The 16,907-nt window shown below is 67.2% G+C and carries 13 protein-coding genes and 2 tRNA genes; 7 read left to right on the top strand and 8 right to left on the bottom strand.

All coding sequences use genetic code 11. The annotated features are described in order from the left end of the window. The first annotated feature begins 94 nt into the window (after positions 1–94). The 5 genes from AC1DIP_RS01640 to AC1DIP_RS01620 are packed head-to-tail and all read left to right on the top strand — an operon-like array spanning position 95 to position 8,221. Positions 95–3,805: a nitrate reductase subunit alpha gene (locus AC1DIP_RS01640; RefSeq protein WP_477732618.1), complete on the top strand. Its 3,711-nt coding sequence runs from the start codon at positions 95–97 to the stop codon at positions 3,803–3,805. After that, on the top strand, positions 3,805–5,514 hold the full coding sequence (gene narH / locus AC1DIP_RS01635) for a nitrate reductase subunit beta (protein ID WP_477732617.1): 1,710 nt from the start codon (positions 3,805–3,807) through the stop codon (positions 5,512–5,514). The genes AC1DIP_RS01640 and narH overlap by 1 nt, the downstream gene beginning before the upstream one ends. Continuing rightward, a complete protein-coding gene (narJ, locus tag AC1DIP_RS01630) occupies positions 5,511–6,161 on the top strand; it encodes a nitrate reductase molybdenum cofactor assembly chaperone (RefSeq protein WP_477732616.1) in 651 nt (216 codons plus the stop codon). Before narH ends, narJ begins: the two co-directional genes overlap by 4 nt. A 2-nt stretch (positions 6,162–6,163) precedes the next feature. Beyond that, positions 6,164–6,961 (top strand): respiratory nitrate reductase subunit gamma, encoded by a 798-nt coding sequence (gene narI / locus AC1DIP_RS01625; protein ID WP_477732615.1) that lies wholly within the window; start codon positions 6,164–6,166, stop codon positions 6,959–6,961. 39 nt (positions 6,962–7,000) lie between these two features. Then, positions 7,001–8,221 carry an MFS transporter gene (locus AC1DIP_RS01620; RefSeq protein ID WP_477732614.1) on the top strand — a complete coding sequence of 407 codons (1,221 nt, stop codon included), beginning with the start codon at positions 7,001–7,003 and terminating at the stop codon, positions 8,219–8,221. Here AC1DIP_RS01620 and AC1DIP_RS01615 read toward each other — a convergent pair. Together AC1DIP_RS01615 and AC1DIP_RS01610 are read right to left on the bottom strand one after the other, a co-directional pair. Next, complete coding sequence (locus AC1DIP_RS01615) at positions 8,206–8,760, bottom strand: dihydrofolate reductase family protein (RefSeq protein ID WP_477732613.1); 555 nt, start codon at positions 8,758–8,760, stop codon at positions 8,206–8,208. The two genes, AC1DIP_RS01620 and AC1DIP_RS01615, sit on opposite strands and share 16 nt — an antisense overlap. A 69-nt stretch (positions 8,761–8,829) precedes the next feature. Continuing rightward, positions 8,830–9,489 (bottom strand): TetR/AcrR family transcriptional regulator, encoded by a 660-nt coding sequence (locus AC1DIP_RS01610; RefSeq protein WP_477732612.1) that lies wholly within the window; start codon positions 9,487–9,489, stop codon positions 8,830–8,832. 92 nt (positions 9,490–9,581) lie between these two features. On the opposite strand from AC1DIP_RS01610, the gene AC1DIP_RS01605 reads away from it, so the two are divergent. Together AC1DIP_RS01605 and AC1DIP_RS01600 are read left to right on the top strand one after the other, a co-directional pair. After that, positions 9,582–10,034, top strand: coding sequence for a nuclear transport factor 2 family protein (locus tag AC1DIP_RS01605; protein ID WP_477732611.1), 453 nt, complete (start codon positions 9,582–9,584; stop codon positions 10,032–10,034). Continuing rightward, positions 10,031–10,930, top strand: a complete 900-nt coding sequence (locus AC1DIP_RS01600; RefSeq protein WP_477732610.1) for an SDR family oxidoreductase — start codon at positions 10,031–10,033, stop codon at positions 10,928–10,930. The genes AC1DIP_RS01605 and AC1DIP_RS01600 overlap by 4 nt, the downstream gene beginning before the upstream one ends. Positions 10,931–10,936: 6 nt before the next feature. Here AC1DIP_RS01600 and yidC read toward each other — a convergent pair whose 3' ends face one another. From yidC to AC1DIP_RS01570, 6 genes are all read right to left on the bottom strand, one after another. Next, the gene (yidC, locus tag AC1DIP_RS01595; RefSeq protein ID WP_477732609.1) at positions 10,937–11,737 is read right to left on the bottom strand and encodes a membrane protein insertase YidC; all 801 of its coding nucleotides are present in this window, start codon (positions 11,735–11,737) and stop codon (positions 10,937–10,939) included. A gap of 106 nt (positions 11,738–11,843) precedes the next feature. After that, positions 11,844–12,791: a hypothetical protein gene (locus tag AC1DIP_RS01590; protein ID WP_477732608.1), complete on the bottom strand. Its 948-nt coding sequence runs from the start codon at positions 12,789–12,791 to the stop codon at positions 11,844–11,846. Positions 12,792–13,098: 307 nt separating this feature from the next. Further along, positions 13,099–13,172: transfer RNA gene (locus tag AC1DIP_RS01585), tRNA-Met, on the bottom strand. A gap of 61 nt (positions 13,173–13,233) precedes the next feature. After that, positions 13,234–13,305, bottom strand: a tRNA-Thr gene (locus AC1DIP_RS01580). A gap of 300 nt (positions 13,306–13,605) precedes the next feature. Then, a complete protein-coding gene (locus AC1DIP_RS01575; RefSeq protein WP_477732607.1) occupies positions 13,606–15,687 on the bottom strand; it encodes a DEAD/DEAH box helicase in 2,082 nt (693 codons plus the stop codon). A gap of 407 nt (positions 15,688–16,094) precedes the next feature. Next, positions 16,095–16,748, bottom strand: coding sequence for an MOSC domain-containing protein (locus AC1DIP_RS01570; protein ID WP_477732606.1), 654 nt, complete (start codon positions 16,746–16,748; stop codon positions 16,095–16,097). Between the last annotated feature and the right edge of the window lie 159 nt (positions 16,749–16,907).

Here is a 16,907-nt window from a genome sequence, read left to right as displayed (position 1 = left end):
TGCCCGCACCGCGGCTGACTGCAGAAGCCATTTGCCCCTGAACAGGGCCTTTGGGCCCTGTTCGGGCTTTCCGGCGCCCACCTAGCTTGGGGGCATGGCTGCCGGACCCCATGCGGGGTTAGATGGACCCGCATCAGAAGCAATGTTGAAGCTGGGCCGATTCTTCACGAGGTGGGACCAGACGGACGACGGCAGGGCGGTGTTCAGGGAGGGCGGCCGCAAGGGCGACATCTTCTACCGGGACCGCTGGAGCCACGACAAAGTGGTCCGCTCCACCCACGGGGTGAACTGCACCGGCTCCTGTTCCTGGAAGGTGTACGTCAAGGACGGCATCATCACCTGGGAATCGCAGCAGACGGACTACCCCTCCGTCGGGGCCGACAGCCCGGAGTACGAACCAAGAGGCTGCCCCCGTGGGGCGGCCTTTTCCTGGTATACCTACTCCCCCACCCGGGTGCGGTTTCCGTACGCCAGGGGCGTCCTGGTGGAGATGTACCGGGAAGCCAAGGCCCGGCTGGGCGACCCCGTCCTCGCCTTCGCGGAGATCGCAGCGGACCCGGAAAAGCGCCGCCGCTACCAGCAGGCCCGCGGCAAGGGTGGACTGGTGCGGGTGTCCTGGCAGGAAGCCATCGAGATCGCCGCCGCAGGGCACGTGAACACCATCAAGACGTATGGCCCTGACCGTTGCGCGGGCTTTTCGCCCATCCCGGCCATGTCCATGGTGTCCCACGCTGTGGGGACGCGCTTCATCCAGCTCATCGGCGGGGTGATGACGTCCTTTTACGACTGGTACGCCGATTTGCCCGTGGCCAGCCCGCAGGTGTTCGGTGACCAGACCGACGTCCCCGAATCCGGGGACTGGTGGGATGCCCGCTACCTCATGATGTGGGGCTCCAATGTTCCGGTGACGCGCACGCCTGATGCGCACTGGATGACCGAGGTCCGTTACCGCGGCACCAAGGTGGTCACGGTCAGCCCGGATTACGCGGACAACACCAAGTTCGCCGACGAATGGCTGCCGGCGCAGGCCGGCACGGATGCCGCCCTGGCCATGGCCATGGGGCACGTCATGCTCAAGGAATTCTTCGTGGACAGGGATGTGCCGTTCTTCACCGACTACGTGAAGCGGTACACGGACCTTCCCTTCCTGGTCAGGCTGGAAAGGACAGACGACGGCGCCCTCACGCCGTCGAAATTCCTCACCGCCCTTGACGTCCCCGGTGAGTCCGGGGCCGAGGATGCGGCGTTCCGCACCGTCCTGTTCGACCGGGCCGCCGGCCGCCCCGCAGTCCCCAACGGGTCGATGGGCTTCCGCTACTCCGGCAGCGGGGAAGGCAAGTGGAACCTGGACCTCGAGGGGATCAAACCGGCGTTGTCCCTCCGGGAAGTGTCCGGGGAAAGCGCCGAAATCCTGCTCCCCTGCTTCGAGGACGCCGGCGGGGAGGGCAGCATCCTGCGCAGGGGCGTGCCGGTGATGGAGGTGGGCGGCCACCTGGTGACCACCGTGTTCGACCTGATGCTGGCCCAGTACGGCGTGGGAAGGGACGGTCTGCCCGGCCGGTGGGCGGCAGGCTACGACGACGCCGCTACCCCCTACACGCCGGCGTGGCAGGAGGAAATCACCAGCGTCCCCGCACAGGCCTGCATCCGGGTGGCGCGCGAGTTCGCCCGCAATGCCGAGCAGTCCAAAGGCCGCTCCATGATCATCATGGGGGCAGGCATCTGCCAGTGGTTCCACGGCGACACCACCTACCGGGCGGTGCTGGCACTGGTGATGCTCACCGGCTGCATGGGCCGCAATGGAGGGGGCTGGGCGCATTACGTGGGCCAGGAAAAGACCCGGCCCATCACCGGCTGGGTCTCCCTGGCCAACGCCCTGGACTGGTCGCGGCCGCCGCGGACCATGACCGGGACCAGCTACTGGTACATGCACACGGACCAGTGGCGGCAGGACGGGTACTCCGCCGACGCCCTCAAGTCCCCCCTGTCCACCGGCAAGCTGGACGGGATGCACACGGCGGACGCGATCGCCCAGTCCGCCCGGCTGGGCTGGATGCCGTTCTACCCGCAGTTCGACCGCAATCCCCTGGATATAGCTGACGAGGCGGAGGCCGCCGTGGCCGCCGGGACCGCCGCGGACACACCCGCCTACATCGCCGAATCGCTGAAAAACCGCTCCCTCAACCCTGCCATCGAGGACGTGGACGCTCCGGCCAACTGGCCGCGGACCCTGGTGCTGTGGCGGTCCAACCTGTTCGGCTCCTCGGCCAAGGGCAACGAATATTTCCTCCGCAACCTGCTGGGAACCCACAACAACGTCCTGGGCGCGGACAGCGCAGAGGAACTCAAACCCCGGGACGTGGCCTGGCACCCGGAGGCGCCGGAAGGAAAGCTGGACCTCCTGGTCTCCGCCGACTTCCGGATGACGTCCACCACGCTGCTGTCCGACGTCGTGTTCCCGGCCGCCACCTGGTATGAAAAGCACGACCTTTCCTCCACGGACATGCACCCGTTCGTGCACGCCTTCAGCCCCGCGATCGATCCTCCCTGGGAAACCAAAACTGACTTCGACACCTTCCACCTGCTGGCCCGGGAATTCTCCCGGCAGGCAAAGACCCACCTGGGCGTCCGCCGCGACCTCGTCAGCGTCCCGCTGCAGCACGACACCCCTGGGCAGCTCGCCCAGCCAGGCGGCCGGGTCCGCGACTGGCGGGACCCGGACATCCCTGCCGTGCCGGGGCAGAACATGCCCGTCTTTTCGGTCGTGGAGCGGGACTACACGGCCATCGCGGACAAACTCGCCGCCGTCGGCCCGCTGGCCGACAAGCTGGGCTTCACCGTCAAGAACGTCACCTACAAAATGGCCGGACCGCTGGCCCGGCTCAGCCACGCCAACGGTGTGATGCTGGGCGGGGCTGGGGACGGCCGGCCGGCCATGGATACCGATGCGAAGATGGCCGAGGCAATCCTGGCATTCTCCGGGACCACCAACGGCGCCCTGTCCGTCCAGGGCTTCAAGGACCTCGAGGTCCGCACCGGGCAGAAGCTGGCGGACCTGGCGGAGGGTTCCGAGGAAAAGTTCATCACCTTCGCCCAGACCCAGGCAGGTCCGGTCCCGGTCATCACCTCACCGGAATGGTCCGGCTCCGAAACCGGTGGCCGGCGGTACGCCCCATTCACCATCAACATCGAACGGCTCAAACCGTTCCACACCCTTACCGGCCGGATGCACTTCTTCCTGGACCACGACTGGATGACGGACATCGGCGAGGCCCTGCCCATCTACCGGCCGCCGCTGGACATGCACCGGCTGTTCGGCGAACCGCGGCTCGGTTCCGACGGCGCCATGGAGGTGACGGTCCGGTACCTGACGCCGCACTCAAAGTGGTCCATCCACTCCGAGTACCAGGACAACCTGCTGATGCTCTCCCTGTCCCGCGGCGGCCCGACCGTCTGGATGAGCCCGGCCGACGCCGACGCGATCCAGGTCCGGGACAACGACTGGGTTGAGTGCACCAACGTCAACGGCGTGCTGGTGGCCCGCGCGATCGTCAGCCACCGCATGCCGGCCGGCGTGGTCTACGTCCACCACGCCCAGGAACGCACCATCGACGTCCCGAAATCGGAGGCCACCGGGCGCCGCGGCGGAATCCACAATTCGGTGACCCGGCTGCTGGTGAAACCCTCGCACCTGGCAGGCGGCTACGCCCAGCTGGCCTACGCGTTCAACTATCTTGGCCCCACCGGAAACCAGCGCGACATGGTGGCCACAGTGCGCCGCCGCTCGCAGGAGGTGCAGTACTGATGCGTGTGATGGCCCAGATGGGCATGGTGATGAACCTGGACAAGTGCATCGGCTGCCACACCTGCTCCGTGACGTGCAAGCAGGCCTGGACCAACCGTGCCGGCATGGAGTACGTGTGGTTCAACAACGTGGAGACCCGGCCCGGTCAGGGCTACCCCCGCCGCTATGAGGACCAGGACCGCTGGTACGGCGGCTGGACCCTGAACCGGCGCGGCAGGCTGGTGCTGAAGGCCGGGGGCAGGGTGAAGAAGCTGTTCGGAATCTTCGCCAGCCCCGTGCAGCCCGAGCTCAAGGACTACTACGAGCCGTGGACCTACGACTACAAAACCCTGGTGGACGCTCCCCTGGGCGACGACTTCCCCGTGGCCCGGCCCAAGTCGCTGATCACCGGGGAAGACACCAAGATCACCTGGTCCGCCAACTGGGACGATGACCTGGGCGGTTCCACCGAGCACGGGCACCTGGATCCGGTCGTGGAGAAGATCCGGCGCGATTCCGAGGACAAGATCAAGTTCGCCTACGAGCAGACGTTCATGTTCTACCTGCCGCGGATTTGCGAGCACTGCCTGAACCCGTCGTGCATGGCGTCCTGCCCGTCCGGCGCGATCTACAAGCGGGTGGAGGACGGGATTGTGCTGGTGGACCAGGACCGGTGCCGCGGATGGCGCCAGTGCGTCACCGGCTGCCCGTACAAGAAGATCTACTTCAACCACAAGACCGGCAAGGCCGAGAAGTGCACGTTCTGCTACCCCCGCGTGGAGGTTGGCCTGCCCACCGTCTGCTCCGAGACGTGCGTGGGGCGGCTGCGCTACCTGGGGCTGTTTTTGTACGACGCCGATGCCGTCACCGCCGCAGCATCGGTCACCGATCCGCAGGACCTCTACGACGCCCAGATGGACGTGCTGCTGGACCCCCACGATCCCCGCGTCCAGGCGGAGGCGCGGGCGCAGGGCATCCCGGAGGACTGGCTGGACGCGGCCCGCCGGTCCCCCGTCTACGCGCTGGCCAAGGTGTACAAGGTGGCTTTGCCGCTGCACCCGGAGTACCGCACCATGCCCATGGTCTGGTACGTCCCGCCGCTCTCCCCAGTGGTGGACCTGCTGCGCGACCAGGGCCACGACGGCGAGGACACCGGCAACCTGTTCGGTGCCATCGACGCCCTGCGGATCCCCGTGGAGTACCTCGCCGAGCTCTTCACTGCCGGGGACACGGAACGGGTCACTGCCGTGCTGCGGAAGCTCGCGGCCATGCGGTCCTTCATGCGCGGCATCAGCATGGGCGGGGACCCGGACGAGGCCATCCCAGCGTCCGTGGGCATGGACGGGCAAAGCATGTACGACATGTACCGGCTGATGGCCATCGCCAAATACAGCGAGCGCTACGTCATTCCCACAGCGCACCTGGAGCAGGCACACGACCTTGAGGAGCTGGGCTGTTCGCTGGATTTCGACGGCGGACCGGGCATGCAGGATTCGGCGCCTTTCGGGGAGGCGAGCGGCAGGCCCGTCCCGGTGGCCGTGGACACGTTCAACGCCCTCCGGGACCGGCAGAGTTCGGACACCATCGCCGAGGGGACGAGCCTGCGCGGCAGGGTGAACCTGCTGAACTGGGATGGCCGCGGCGCGCCGCCCGGACTGTTCCCGGAGAGACCTTCCCTGGACAGGAGCCCGGCCCCGGATACGCTGGCCGCCGCCGAGGACGAGTCATGATGCGGCCAACCACGAACGCGCCGGCCGTCAGCCGCCGCAACCAGGTGGTCTACCTTGCCGCGGCCTGGTGCCTCTCCTATCCGGACGGGGAACTGGTGGAGCGGGTCCCCCTGGTCCGGGCGGCGCTGTCCGAATTCCCCGGGGCGCTGCCCGGGTTCGCGCCCGTACTGGACCTCCTGGAAGGCACCGCGCCGATGGACCTGCAGGCCCAGTACGTCCGCGAATTCGATCTCGGCAGGCGGCACGCCCTGCACCTGAGCTACTGGACGGACGGGGACACCCGCCGCCGCGGCGAAGTACTGGGCTACTTCAAGGAGGCCTACCGGCACAGCGGCGTCCTGGTGGACCTGGACGGGGAACTCCCCGACTACCTGCCCATGGTGCTCGAGTTCGCCGCCCGGGTGGATGGAGCCGCCGGCCGCGACCTGCTGCAGCGCTACCGGGCCAGCCTGGAAATGCTCCGGCTCGGGCTGCTGCGGGACAACCTGCCGCACGCCCGGATCCTGGCGGCCATCTGTGCCACGCTGCCGGGCAAGTCACCCCAGGACGAGCAGGAAGTGATGCGCATGGCCGGATATGGTCCACCCACCGAAAGCGTGGGGCTCGATCCCTATGACCCGCGGCTCCTGCCCGTCAGGAGGGGCTGACCATGCGGGCACCCGGGGCGGTGCTGGAGACGGGGCCGGGAGCCGCCGTCGTGGTTAACACCTGGGACACCGTCCTGTGGGGCGTGCTGCCGTACGTCATGGCGGTGGTGCTGGTGGGCGGGCTGGTGTGGCGCTACCGGTACGACCAGTTCGGCTGGACCACCAGGTCCTCCCAGCTGTACGAATCCAGGCTCCTGCGGATCGCTTCACCCCTGTTCCACTTCGGGCTGCTGGCCGTGATCGCCGGGCACTTCTTCGGGCTGGTCATTCCCATGGCCTGGACCGCGGCGGTGGGCATGAGCCAGGAGTTCTACCATTTCAATGCCCTCCTGGTAGGCGGGATTGCCGGGGTGGGAACCTTGGGCGGGATCGCGCTGCTGATCTACCGGCGGCGCACCACGGGGCCGGTGTTCATGGCCACCACCAAGAATGACAAGACCATGTACGTGGTGCTGACCGCCGCCATCGTGTTCGGCCTGTGGACTACGCTGGCCAGCGTTTTCGAGGGCGAACACGGGCACAACTACCGGGAAACCGTAGCGCCCTGGTTCCGGTCGCTGTTTATCTTCCAGCCGGACATCGCAGCGATGGCGGCCGCCCCGTTCTCGTTCCACCTGCACACGCTGGTGGGGATGGCGCTGTTCGTCATCTGGCCGTTCACGCGGCTGGTGCACGCCTTTACCGCGCCCCTGCACTACCTGTTCCGCCCGTACATCGTCTACCGGTCCCGGGACAGGGAGAGCAAGGGCCGTGGCTGGTCCGCCGTGGGCACGCCGGACAGGGACACCCGCAACCGCTGACCGGCGGTGCGTTTTCGATGATGTGGTGAGGAGCAAGCAGTGGCCGGAACAACCTCTACGCCAGCCACCGGCAGGGCGCTGAACCTGACGCTGGCGACCGTAGCCTCCGTGGCGGGCTTCTGGGCGTGGAACTCGGTGGCCACCCTCGGCGCCTTTTATACCCAGAACCTGTCCCTGACGCCCGCGACCACCGGGATCCTGGTGGCCATGCCGGTGTTCGTCGGATCGCTGGGCCGGATCGTGGTGGGCACGCTGACTGACAAGTACGGCGGCCGGGCCATGTTCACGTTTGTCCTGCTGGCGGCCATCCCTCCCCTCCTCCTGGTGTCCGTGGGCGGCCTGCTCAGTTCCTTCTCCCTGGTGCTGGGCGCCGGGCTGCTGCTCGGCGTGGCCGGGACCGTGTTCGCCGTCGGGATCCCGTTCGTCAGCGCCTGGTACGAGCCGGCCCGCAGGGGCTTCGCCACCGGTGTCTTCGGCGCGGGCATGGGCGGGACGGCGCTGGCCGCCTTCCTGAATCCCCGGCTGGTTGCCGGGATCGGATACTTCCCCACGCACCTGCTGATCGCCGTTGTCCTGGTGGTGATGGCCGGGTTGGTCTGGTTCCTCATGAAGGAAGCACCGGGCTGGGCCCCCAACCATGTGCCGGTGCTGCCCAAGCTCATGGACGCGGCCAGGACGGCGGTCACGTGGAAGATGTGCTTCCTTTACGCGGTGGTCTTCGGCGGCTTCGTTTCGTTCGCCACCTACCTGCCCACCTACCTCCGGGACGTGTACAGCTTTGATCCCGCCGGCGCCGGAGCACGGACGGCAGGCTTTGCCCTGGCCGCCGTGCTGGCCCGGCCCGTCGGCGGGGTGCTGGCGGACAGGCTCGGCCCCAAGCCCGTGGTGCTCATGGCGCTGGCCGCCGTCGCCGTCCTGGGCTGGGTGGTCAACCTCAGGCCCGACGGCGAGGTGCCCGCGGGTGCCACCTTCGTTGCCATGGCTGCGGCGCTGGGGCTGGGGACGGGCGGGGTGTTCGCCTGGGTTGGTGTCCTGTCCCCGGCCGGAAAGGTGGGAAGCATCAGCGGCATCGTCAGCGCCGCGGGTGGCCTGGGCGGGTACTTTCCGCCGCTGGTGATGGGCGCAACCTACGATGCCGCCACGCGCAGCTATTCGATCGGGCTGCTCCTGCTGGTTGGCACGGCCCTGGTGGCGCTGGTGTTCACCCTGTTCGCGGTCCAGCGAAGGGCCGGGACGGCAGCGGTTCAGCGGGCGCGGTAGCGCAGGTAGGCCACCCCGTTGCCGAACCGCCGCTGGTCCACCAACTCCAGCTGTGCCTTCAGCCCGTCAGGCAGGAAGCGCAGGCCGCCGCCGACGGCCACCGGGTTGATGAACAGCTGGCATTCGTCCACCAGCCCGGCTTTGAGGGCGTGTGCTGCGAGGGTGGGGCCGCCGATGCTGATGTCCCGGTCGCTGTCCTCTTTGAGGTCCCGCACGGCTTCCGGGAGGAACTGCCGCTCCAGGCGGGTTTTCGGGGTGCTGGGGGTGTCCAGCGTGGTTGAGTAGACCACCTTGTCAGCACCCTGCCAGATTCGGGCATAGTCCTGGATGACCGGCGGCTCATCCCGCGTGTCCATGGTTTCCCAGACGGACATCACCTCATACATCCGGCGGCCCAGGAGGTAGGTGCCCACATCCCGCTCCAGGTCGTTGACGAAAGCGTGGATTTCCTCGTCCGGCGCGGACCAGTTGAAGTTGCCGTCCGTGTCTGCGGTGTAACCGTCGAGGGACATGATTGCGGAGTAGATCAGCTTCGCCATGGGCCCATTCTGCCGGGTGAATCCCGCGGGGAACAGGGGCGCGCGCCAGGGTTTGGCGGCCGGCGCGGGTCACAGCAGGTTGGCCGCCAGGGTCCGGGCGATGAAGGTGCCATAGCGTTCGGGTGACCACTCCCGCTTGATCACCAGGGTTTCGTAGAGTTCGGCGGCGGTGGAGGTGAACATCACGTCGGCAGCCTCGGCCGTGGTGAGGCCGGGCCTGAGGAGCCCCCTGCCCACCAGCTGCCGCGCGTTGTGCAGCATCCGGCGGTAACGGGCCTCGTCCACATCCCGCAGCAGTGCGGCCATGGAGGCGTCCCCGGTGGCCGCTGCGTCCCTGATGAGAAGGTAGACCGGGGCGCCGATGGGACTGATCTCCGTGGTGAACCGGCCGAACCGCTCCATCAGGCGTACGGGATCCGTCTCCGTCACCTGGGCGAGATCGGACCTCTGCTCGGCCGGCGGACCGCCGGCACCAAGGAGGCTCTCCTCGTAGATGGCTCGGACCAGCCCCGCCTTGCTGCCAAAGTTCTTGTACACCGACTCGGCGGATACGTCCGCAGCGCGGGCAATCTGCGCAATCGTCGTCGCCCCGAATCCCTGGCTGAGGAACAGCTCCCTGGCGTGTGTCCGGACGCTGTGCAGGGATTCCGCGGCCAGCTGACGGCGCCGCCGTCCGTCATAACTCCGCTTGGCGGGGCGTTTCCCGGAGGCATTGACGGGGCTCTTCATGCGGTCTTAAACTCCAATCAATACAGCTAACTGTATTGAAATCAATCTAACAGGTCACAGCCTCGCCCCGCGAGGCACCAAGGAGCATTTCCATGGACACGCCAAACGGCGTGGACCGCCTCCCCGACGGCCCTGTGCGCCGAATGTTTTCCGCAACACAGCGGCGCGACCTCGATGCCATGCTGGCCGAGTTCGCAGACGACTACGTCAACATCACCCCCAACCACCCGGCCCGCAGCTTCACCGGCAGCGCCCAGGTGCGGAAGAACTGGTCCGCACTCTTCGCAGGGATCCCCGACATGACCGTGACGGTGCTGGACTCGACAACCGGCCCCGGCGGCAACGTGTGGGTCGAATGGGGATCGGGCGGCACCCGCCTGGACGGCACCGCCGTCGAGCAGGCCGGCGTGGCCATCTTCAGCATCCGCGGCGACCGGATTGCCGCGGTCAGGTTCTACCTGGAGCCTGTCGAAAGGGACACCGCGGATGTGAATGCCGCGGTCCAGGCCGTCGCCGGAGCCGGAACGGAAGGAGCACGGCCATGATCCTCCTGGTCGGGGCAACGGGTGACCTGGGCGGCCGGGTGGCCCGGCTGCTACGTGAATCCGGGCAGGGCGTCCGCTGCCTGGTCCGGGCCGCCACTGACGATTCACCGCTCCGGGCGATCGGAGCCGGGATTGTCCGCGGCGATCTCACCGAACCTGCCACGCTTCCGCCTGCGTGCCAGGGCGTCGAAACCGTGATTGCAACGGCAACAGCGATAGGCCGCCGGTTCGCGGGGACCAGTCAGGCCACCATCCGGGACGTTGACGAAGTGGGCATGGGCCATCTTGTCGATGCCGCCGAAGCCGCCGGCGTGCGGCGCTTTGTCTATCTCTCCTTCCCGATCGGCAGCGCCAGCCTCCGGACCCCGCTGGAACAGGCCAAGCTCACCATTGAGCGGCGCCTGGGGACCTCCCCCATGCGGACCGTGGTGGTCCGCTCCGACGGCCTGCAGGAAGTCCAGCTCAGCCCCGCCGCACGGTTCGACCTCGCCGCAGGAAAGGCCGCCGTCATTGGCAGGGGCGACAACCGGCGCCGGCTGGTCTCCACCGGGGACATTGCCGCCCTCCTCGCCACCGTGGCACTGGAGCCCGATCCGCCCGCGCACATCGACGTGGGCGGACCCGAGCCACTGACCAAGAAGGAGATCATCGGGCTGGCAGGGGAATTGGTGCACCATCCCCTGAAGGTGCAGCACATGCCGCGCCCCGTGGCGCGGCTGCTCACGCTCATGTTGAAACGCAGAAACGACGCCATGGCTTCCGCGCTGGGCGTCGGGTTGTCTTCGGATATCGAGGAGGCCACCTGGGATGACAAGCCCCTCCGCCAGCGCGGGATCAACCCGAAGTCGGTCAGCGAGTTCCTGGCGGAGCAGTCGCAGGCGTTGGCTGGCCACTGACCACCCCTATGGCCTGCGCGACACCAGCACCTGCTGGGCCAGCGTCCAGAGATTGGAGACCGTCCAGTAGACCAGGACGCCGATGGGGAAGAAGATCCCGCCCACACCGAAAACGAACGGGAGCACGTACAGGAGAATCCGCTGCTGGCGCATCAACGGACTATCCGCGTCCTGCCCCGCCAGGTTTCGTGACGCCACGAGTTTCTGGGTGAGGAACTGGCAGGTAATCATCACCAGGATCATGGCGACGGCGAGGACGGCCACCGCGGTGGGGTCACCGCCTCCATGCAGGAAGGAAGCGGAGAGCGGCGCCCCAAAAATGCCGGCGGACGCGAACTGGACCACCTGCCCCTGGTCAAGGGCTCCGATGCCTTCGCCCCGCGGCGAGGCGCTGGAGAGTCCGGAAAGCACCTGGAAGAGCGCCAGGAAGAACGGCGCCTGGATCAGCAGGGGCAGGCAGGCGGAGAAGGGGTTGGTGCCGTGCTTCTTGTACAGGGCCATTTGCTCCTGCGCCATGGCCTGCCGCGACGCAGGGTCCGTCCTGCCCTTGAACCGCTCCTGGAGCTCCTGCAGTTCCGGCTGCAGCAGCCGCATCCGCCGCTGGGCCCTGACCTGCGCCAGGAACACGGGGATCAATGCCGCCCGGATCACCAGCACCAGCCCGATGATGGACAACGTCCAGGTCCAGCCGTCGCCCGGCGGCATCCCGGCCGTAGCCAGCCAGTCGTGGAACCCCGCCATAATGACAGAAACGAGCCACCGGAACGGCTCCATGACCGCCGCGAAAACGTCCACCGAATCCCCCATCCGCAGTTGCTGCCAAGCTACTGCGGATGCCCCCGCTTGTCACGGTCCAGAAAACCGGGGACGGCGGCCCCGGCTTGCTGAACTATAAGGTTCCGGTGTCCGCCAGCTACTTCTTCACCAGCGCGTTGCCATAGCCGGCATCGCATTTGCCGTCGTGGATGACTCCAGCGCCCGGCGCCACGGCATAGTCGCTGGCCGGATTGAAGACGGCGGTGTTGACGTCGGTTACCCGGCTGGCGCAGTCATCGGCGGCTCGGGCGCTGGAGCCCTGGCCACCGATCCACATGTCGATCCAGATGGTGGAGTTGGTTCCGTTCGCGTTGGCGCCCTGGTGGCACGGGCCGCCCTCGGGCTCATTGCCATCGCCGCAGGTGTCTTCCACGATGAAGTAGCGGCGGACGTCCGGGAGGTAGATGCGGGTGCCCGCCGGGAAGTCGAGGACGTCGTGCCCGGAGGCCAAGGAATGTCCCACAGCGATGGTGATGGGGTCCTCGAAGGTGCCGGTGTCTCCGGCAGACTTGTGCAGCACCGGGTGGCTGATGGTTGCCGACCCGGCAGGGGTGTTGTCGAACCAGGTGTACGCGGTCGTATATGTGGTGGTGACAGTGCGCTCGGCGGTCGGCTGTGCCACGGGTGCTGGGGCGGCGGCGTGCTGTGGCAGGGCCGGAGGGGCGGCGCCGGGCGCAGGAGCCGCGGCCTGGGCCTGGACTGGCGCACCGGCTGCGGCAGGAGCATCCACTTTGGCTTTGGCCGCATTTTCCGCGGCGGCTGCCTTTGCGGCTGCCCCAGCAGCAGCGGCGTCTTGGGCCTTCTTGGCGTCAGCGGCTTCCCGCTCGGCCTGGGCTGCCGCAGCCCTTTCGGCGGCCATCCGCTGGGAGGCGCCCACCTCATCGGATGACTTGGCGCCGGGGGTGCCGGCGCTGGCTTCGAGTCCAGCGGAGGCGGAGCCTGGAGACGCGGCGGATGGATTGGCAGTGCCGCTGGCGGCGCCACATGCCGTTGTTGCCAACAGCGCCGACAGCGTGAGGGCAGTGAGCAGACTGTTTCTGCGCATGGAAAAAAGCCTCTTCGTGGGAGTGCGGTGGACAGGGACATCGGAAGGCCCCCGCCGGAACAGGATCGCGGTCTGCGTGAATGCAAGGCCTAAAGGCCTGGGACTTAGCACACGCAGGAGCATTCGGCATGCTCCACCACGCGTGTGTGCCAACCAGCGACCTAAACGTTACCTTTTATGGAACCCGCCGTGCCAATCAATGGCGGAGTCGTCAGGAGTTGGATCAGGTGGCGGGCCTTTGGCACGGCTTGGGAAATGTTAAACAGAAAAGCCCCCTGGACCATTACGATCCAGGGGGCTTGGCCTGTAGCGGTGGGGAGGCTCGATCTCCCGACCTCACGATTATGAGTCGTGCGCTCTAACCAACTGAGCTACACCGCCACGAATGAGAAAAACCTGCGCCAAGCCGGTCAAAACCGCCTTGACGCAGGCCCTCATTCAGAGCCCCCCACCGGAATCGATCCGGTGACCTCGTTCTTACCAAGAACGCGCTCTACCACTGAGCTAGGGGGGCAACGAGTAAATACTCTACCGGAAGATTTCCGCACCAACAAATCGGCGTCCAGCCGCTCCTCGGCCTGGGGATTGCACCTGTCACCGGCACCACGCACCCCGCATTTTCCGCGGAATACCGGGGCTGGAGGGGCATGGACAGCGGAGCGGCCGACGCCGGGAAGCGCCTTTCAGAGGCACGTTGAGTACATTCCGCGGCGGGAATGTGTCCAGCCCCACATTCGGCTTTAGCTTAAACGCCGATGGGCCGGCTCGAAAGCCGGCCCATCGCCGTCGTCAATCCCTCAACGCGCGGAAGTGTTTACCACTTGCCCTTGCGGTTGAACTCGCGGTGGCCGCTGTCGCCGCCGCTGCGGGGCTTGCGGGAGCCGTCGCCGTGGCCGGCGAAGCGGGAATCACCGCGGTCGCTGAAGGACCGCTCTGAACGCTCGCTGTACGAACGGCCGCCGCGGTCAGCGGAGGTCCGCTCGCCGTCGTTTTTGCGGAATTCCTTCTTGAACCCACCGTTGCCCTTGAAGTTGCCACCGCGGTCACCGCCGCGGTTTCCCTGGTAGGCGCCGCGGTCGCCGGAGGGCTTGCGGCCGTTGTCCAGCTCGAGGTGGATCAGCTCGCCGCCAATCCGGGTGCGGGACAGGGCGCGCAGCTGGTCCTGGCTTAGGTCCGCGGGCAGTTCCACCAGGGAGTGGTCCGAACGGATGTCGATGCCGCCGATCTGTGCGGAGGAGATGCCGCCCTCGTTGGCGATGGCGCCCACGATCGAGCCCGGCATGACACGCTGGCGGCGTCCCACGGCAATCCGGTAGGTGGCGTTGCCTTCGGTCAGCGTCCGGGTCGGGCCACGGGAGCCGAAGCCGTCCTTGGACCGCTCACGCTTCTGGAACTCGGGAGCGGCAGGCAGTTCCTTCACCAGGAGCGGCTGGCCGCCCTGCGCCATGACAGCCAGGGCTGCGGCAATCTCGGCAGCGGGAACGTTGTGCTCTTCTTCGTAGGAAGCGATGAGGTCACGGAACGCGGCAACGTCCTCGGACGCAAGGGTCTCCGTGATGCGCTCGGCGAACTTGCCGAGGCGCAGTGTGTTGACGGTCTCGGCGGTGGGCAGGTGCATCTGCTCCACCGGCTGGCGCGTGGCCTTCTCGATGGAACGCAGCAGGTACTTCTCCCGCGGCGTCATGAAGAGGATGGCTTCACCGGAACGACCGGCACGGCCCGTACGGCCGATGCGGTGCACGTACGACTCCGTGTCGTGCGGGATGTCGTAGTTGATGACGTGACTGATGCGCTCCACGTCGAGCCCGCGGGCTGCGACGTCGGTGGCCACCAGGATGTCGATCCGGCCTTCCTTCAGGGCGTCGACGGTGCGCTCGCGCTGCTGCTGCGGGATGTCGCCGTTGATGGCGGCAGCCTGGAAACCGCGGGCGCGCAGCTTGTCAGCCAGGTCCTCGGTGGCCATCTTGGTGCGGACGAAGGCGATGACGCCGTCGAACTCTTCCACCTCGAGGATGCGGGTCATGGCGTCCAGCTTGTGCGGGCCCATGACCTGCAGGTAGCGCTGGCGGGTGTTGGCGCCGGTGGTGGTCTTGGACTTGACCTGCACCTCGGCCGGGTTGTTCAGGTACTGCTTGGACATGCGGCGGATCTGGCCGGGCATGGTGGCGGAGAACAACGCAACCTGGCGGCCCTCAGGGGTCTGCTGGAAGATCTGTTCCACGTCATCGGCGAAGCCCATGCGCAGCATCTCGTCAGCCTCGTCCAGCACCAGGTACTGGAGTTCGGACAGGTCCAGGGAACCCTTGGCGATGTGGTCGATCACGCGGCCGGGGGTACCCACGACCACCTGGGCGCCGCGGCGCAGGCCGGCGAGCTGGGGGCCGTAGGCGGAGCCGCCGTAGACGGGCAGGACGGTGAAGTCGTCGATGTGCTTGGCGTAGGAGGTGAAGGCCTCGGCAACCTGGAGGGCCAGCTCGCGGGTGGGGGCCAGGACCAGGGCCTGGGTCTTGCGGGAGGGGCCGTTGAGGTCGTGGAGTTCGGCCAGGCGGGACAGCGCCGGCACTGCGAATGCTGCAGTCTTGCCGGTACCGGTCTGCGCCAGGCCCACCACGTCGCGGCCTTCGAGCAGCAGCGGGATGGTGGCCGCCTGGATGGGGGACGGCTTTTCGTACCCGACATCCTGCAGGGCGGCCAGGACGCGGGCGTCGATGCCGAGGTCAACGAACTTGACGGTGTTTTCGTCATCATCCGCGGCCTTGGCAGCGGGAGCAACGTCGGCCGTTGCGGCAGCTTCGGTGGCAGTGGACTCGGCTGCGGGTGCAGCTGCCTCAGTGAATTCGACGGTAGCGGTTTCAGCGGTTGCCGCTGCGGTGGTTTCGTTCTGATTTTCGGGCATAGAGAGATATTCCTCATCCATAGGGGGCCAGGCGGCACTACCCGAGGTGAGCGGAGCCGCAGTACACGTGCCGATGATGCCGGGCAAACGTTGACCGGCCGGTCACAGAAGTCCGGCGCTTTCGCAATCCCGTGGCAGGACTTCGCGCTGCATCTCTTGGCTGCTATCCCAGCAGTCTGTACAGCGTTTTCTTTAGCCGGCTCTCCCTATGAAAATGCCCGCATCGCTTGCGCGGGCCCCAACACTTGCCAGTCCTGCCTCAAGAATTGGGCAGGAAAAAGGGATTTCCGGAGTGGGGGATGTTTCAAGTGTAGGGCACGGACGCCGCGGACCGGAAATTGAACGGCCGACGACGGCGGGTGAGCTTGCGCACACAGCCCGCCGCATGGCCGTGGGACCGCGCGGTGCTACCGTCCCAGCCGCCGCAGCAGTACCTCAAACTTGGTGTGGTACTCGTCCTGGAGCCGGATCTCGCCGTCGGTCTCCGCTCCGCGAAGAGCCGCAATGAGGTCCGCGTCCGGCTCACTGAACCACCTGCCAATGGTCACGCCATGGCGCGGGACGAACGTGCGCTCGATGGTGTCGCCGGCCTGGATGCTGCCGGTGCGGAGGACGCGCAGGTAGGTCCCCACCCGTCCTTCGTCGGTGAAGCGCTTCACCCACTGTGGTTCCTTCATGCGCCGCTGGAACGTGGCGCAGGGCGTGCGCGGGGAGGTGACTTCCAGTTCGACGCCGGAGCCCACCATCCAGCGCTCTCCGATGACCGCGTGGGTGGCCTCGATGCCGGACACCCGCAAATTCTCGCCGAAGAAGCCTGGGGGTACCTCCCGCCCCAGGGCCTCGGCCCAGTAGTCGGCGTCGGCCTGGGAATAGGCGTAGACGGCCTGGTCCTCCCCGCCGTGGTGGGCCCTGTTGGCCTGGATATCCCCGCGCAGGCCCAGCGTGTGCACCTTGACCGGACCATTCGCCGGGCGCTTGTCGATGGCCGTGACGCCCACGCTGCCCGCATCCCCCAGGAGTTGGTGGACGCGGCAGACGGCAAGGACAGAACCTGATTCCATGGCATCAGTCTAGGGTTTTCCTGCACCCGGGCCCCCGCGCCCGCAATGGGCAGGCCTCCCCCACGATCGCAGGTAATTCTGCTCTCAGGCGGTTCCTTCAGGGACTACGCTGATTCGAGACTTGCATTTGGGGGTGCGGTGCTGCGCCCAAATCGCGCG

Source organism: Pseudarthrobacter sp. 05T312 (genome assembly GCF_056396685.1).
The sequence above is the reverse complement of the archived record's forward strand: the minus strand, read 5'-3'. Positions and strand labels throughout refer to the sequence as shown.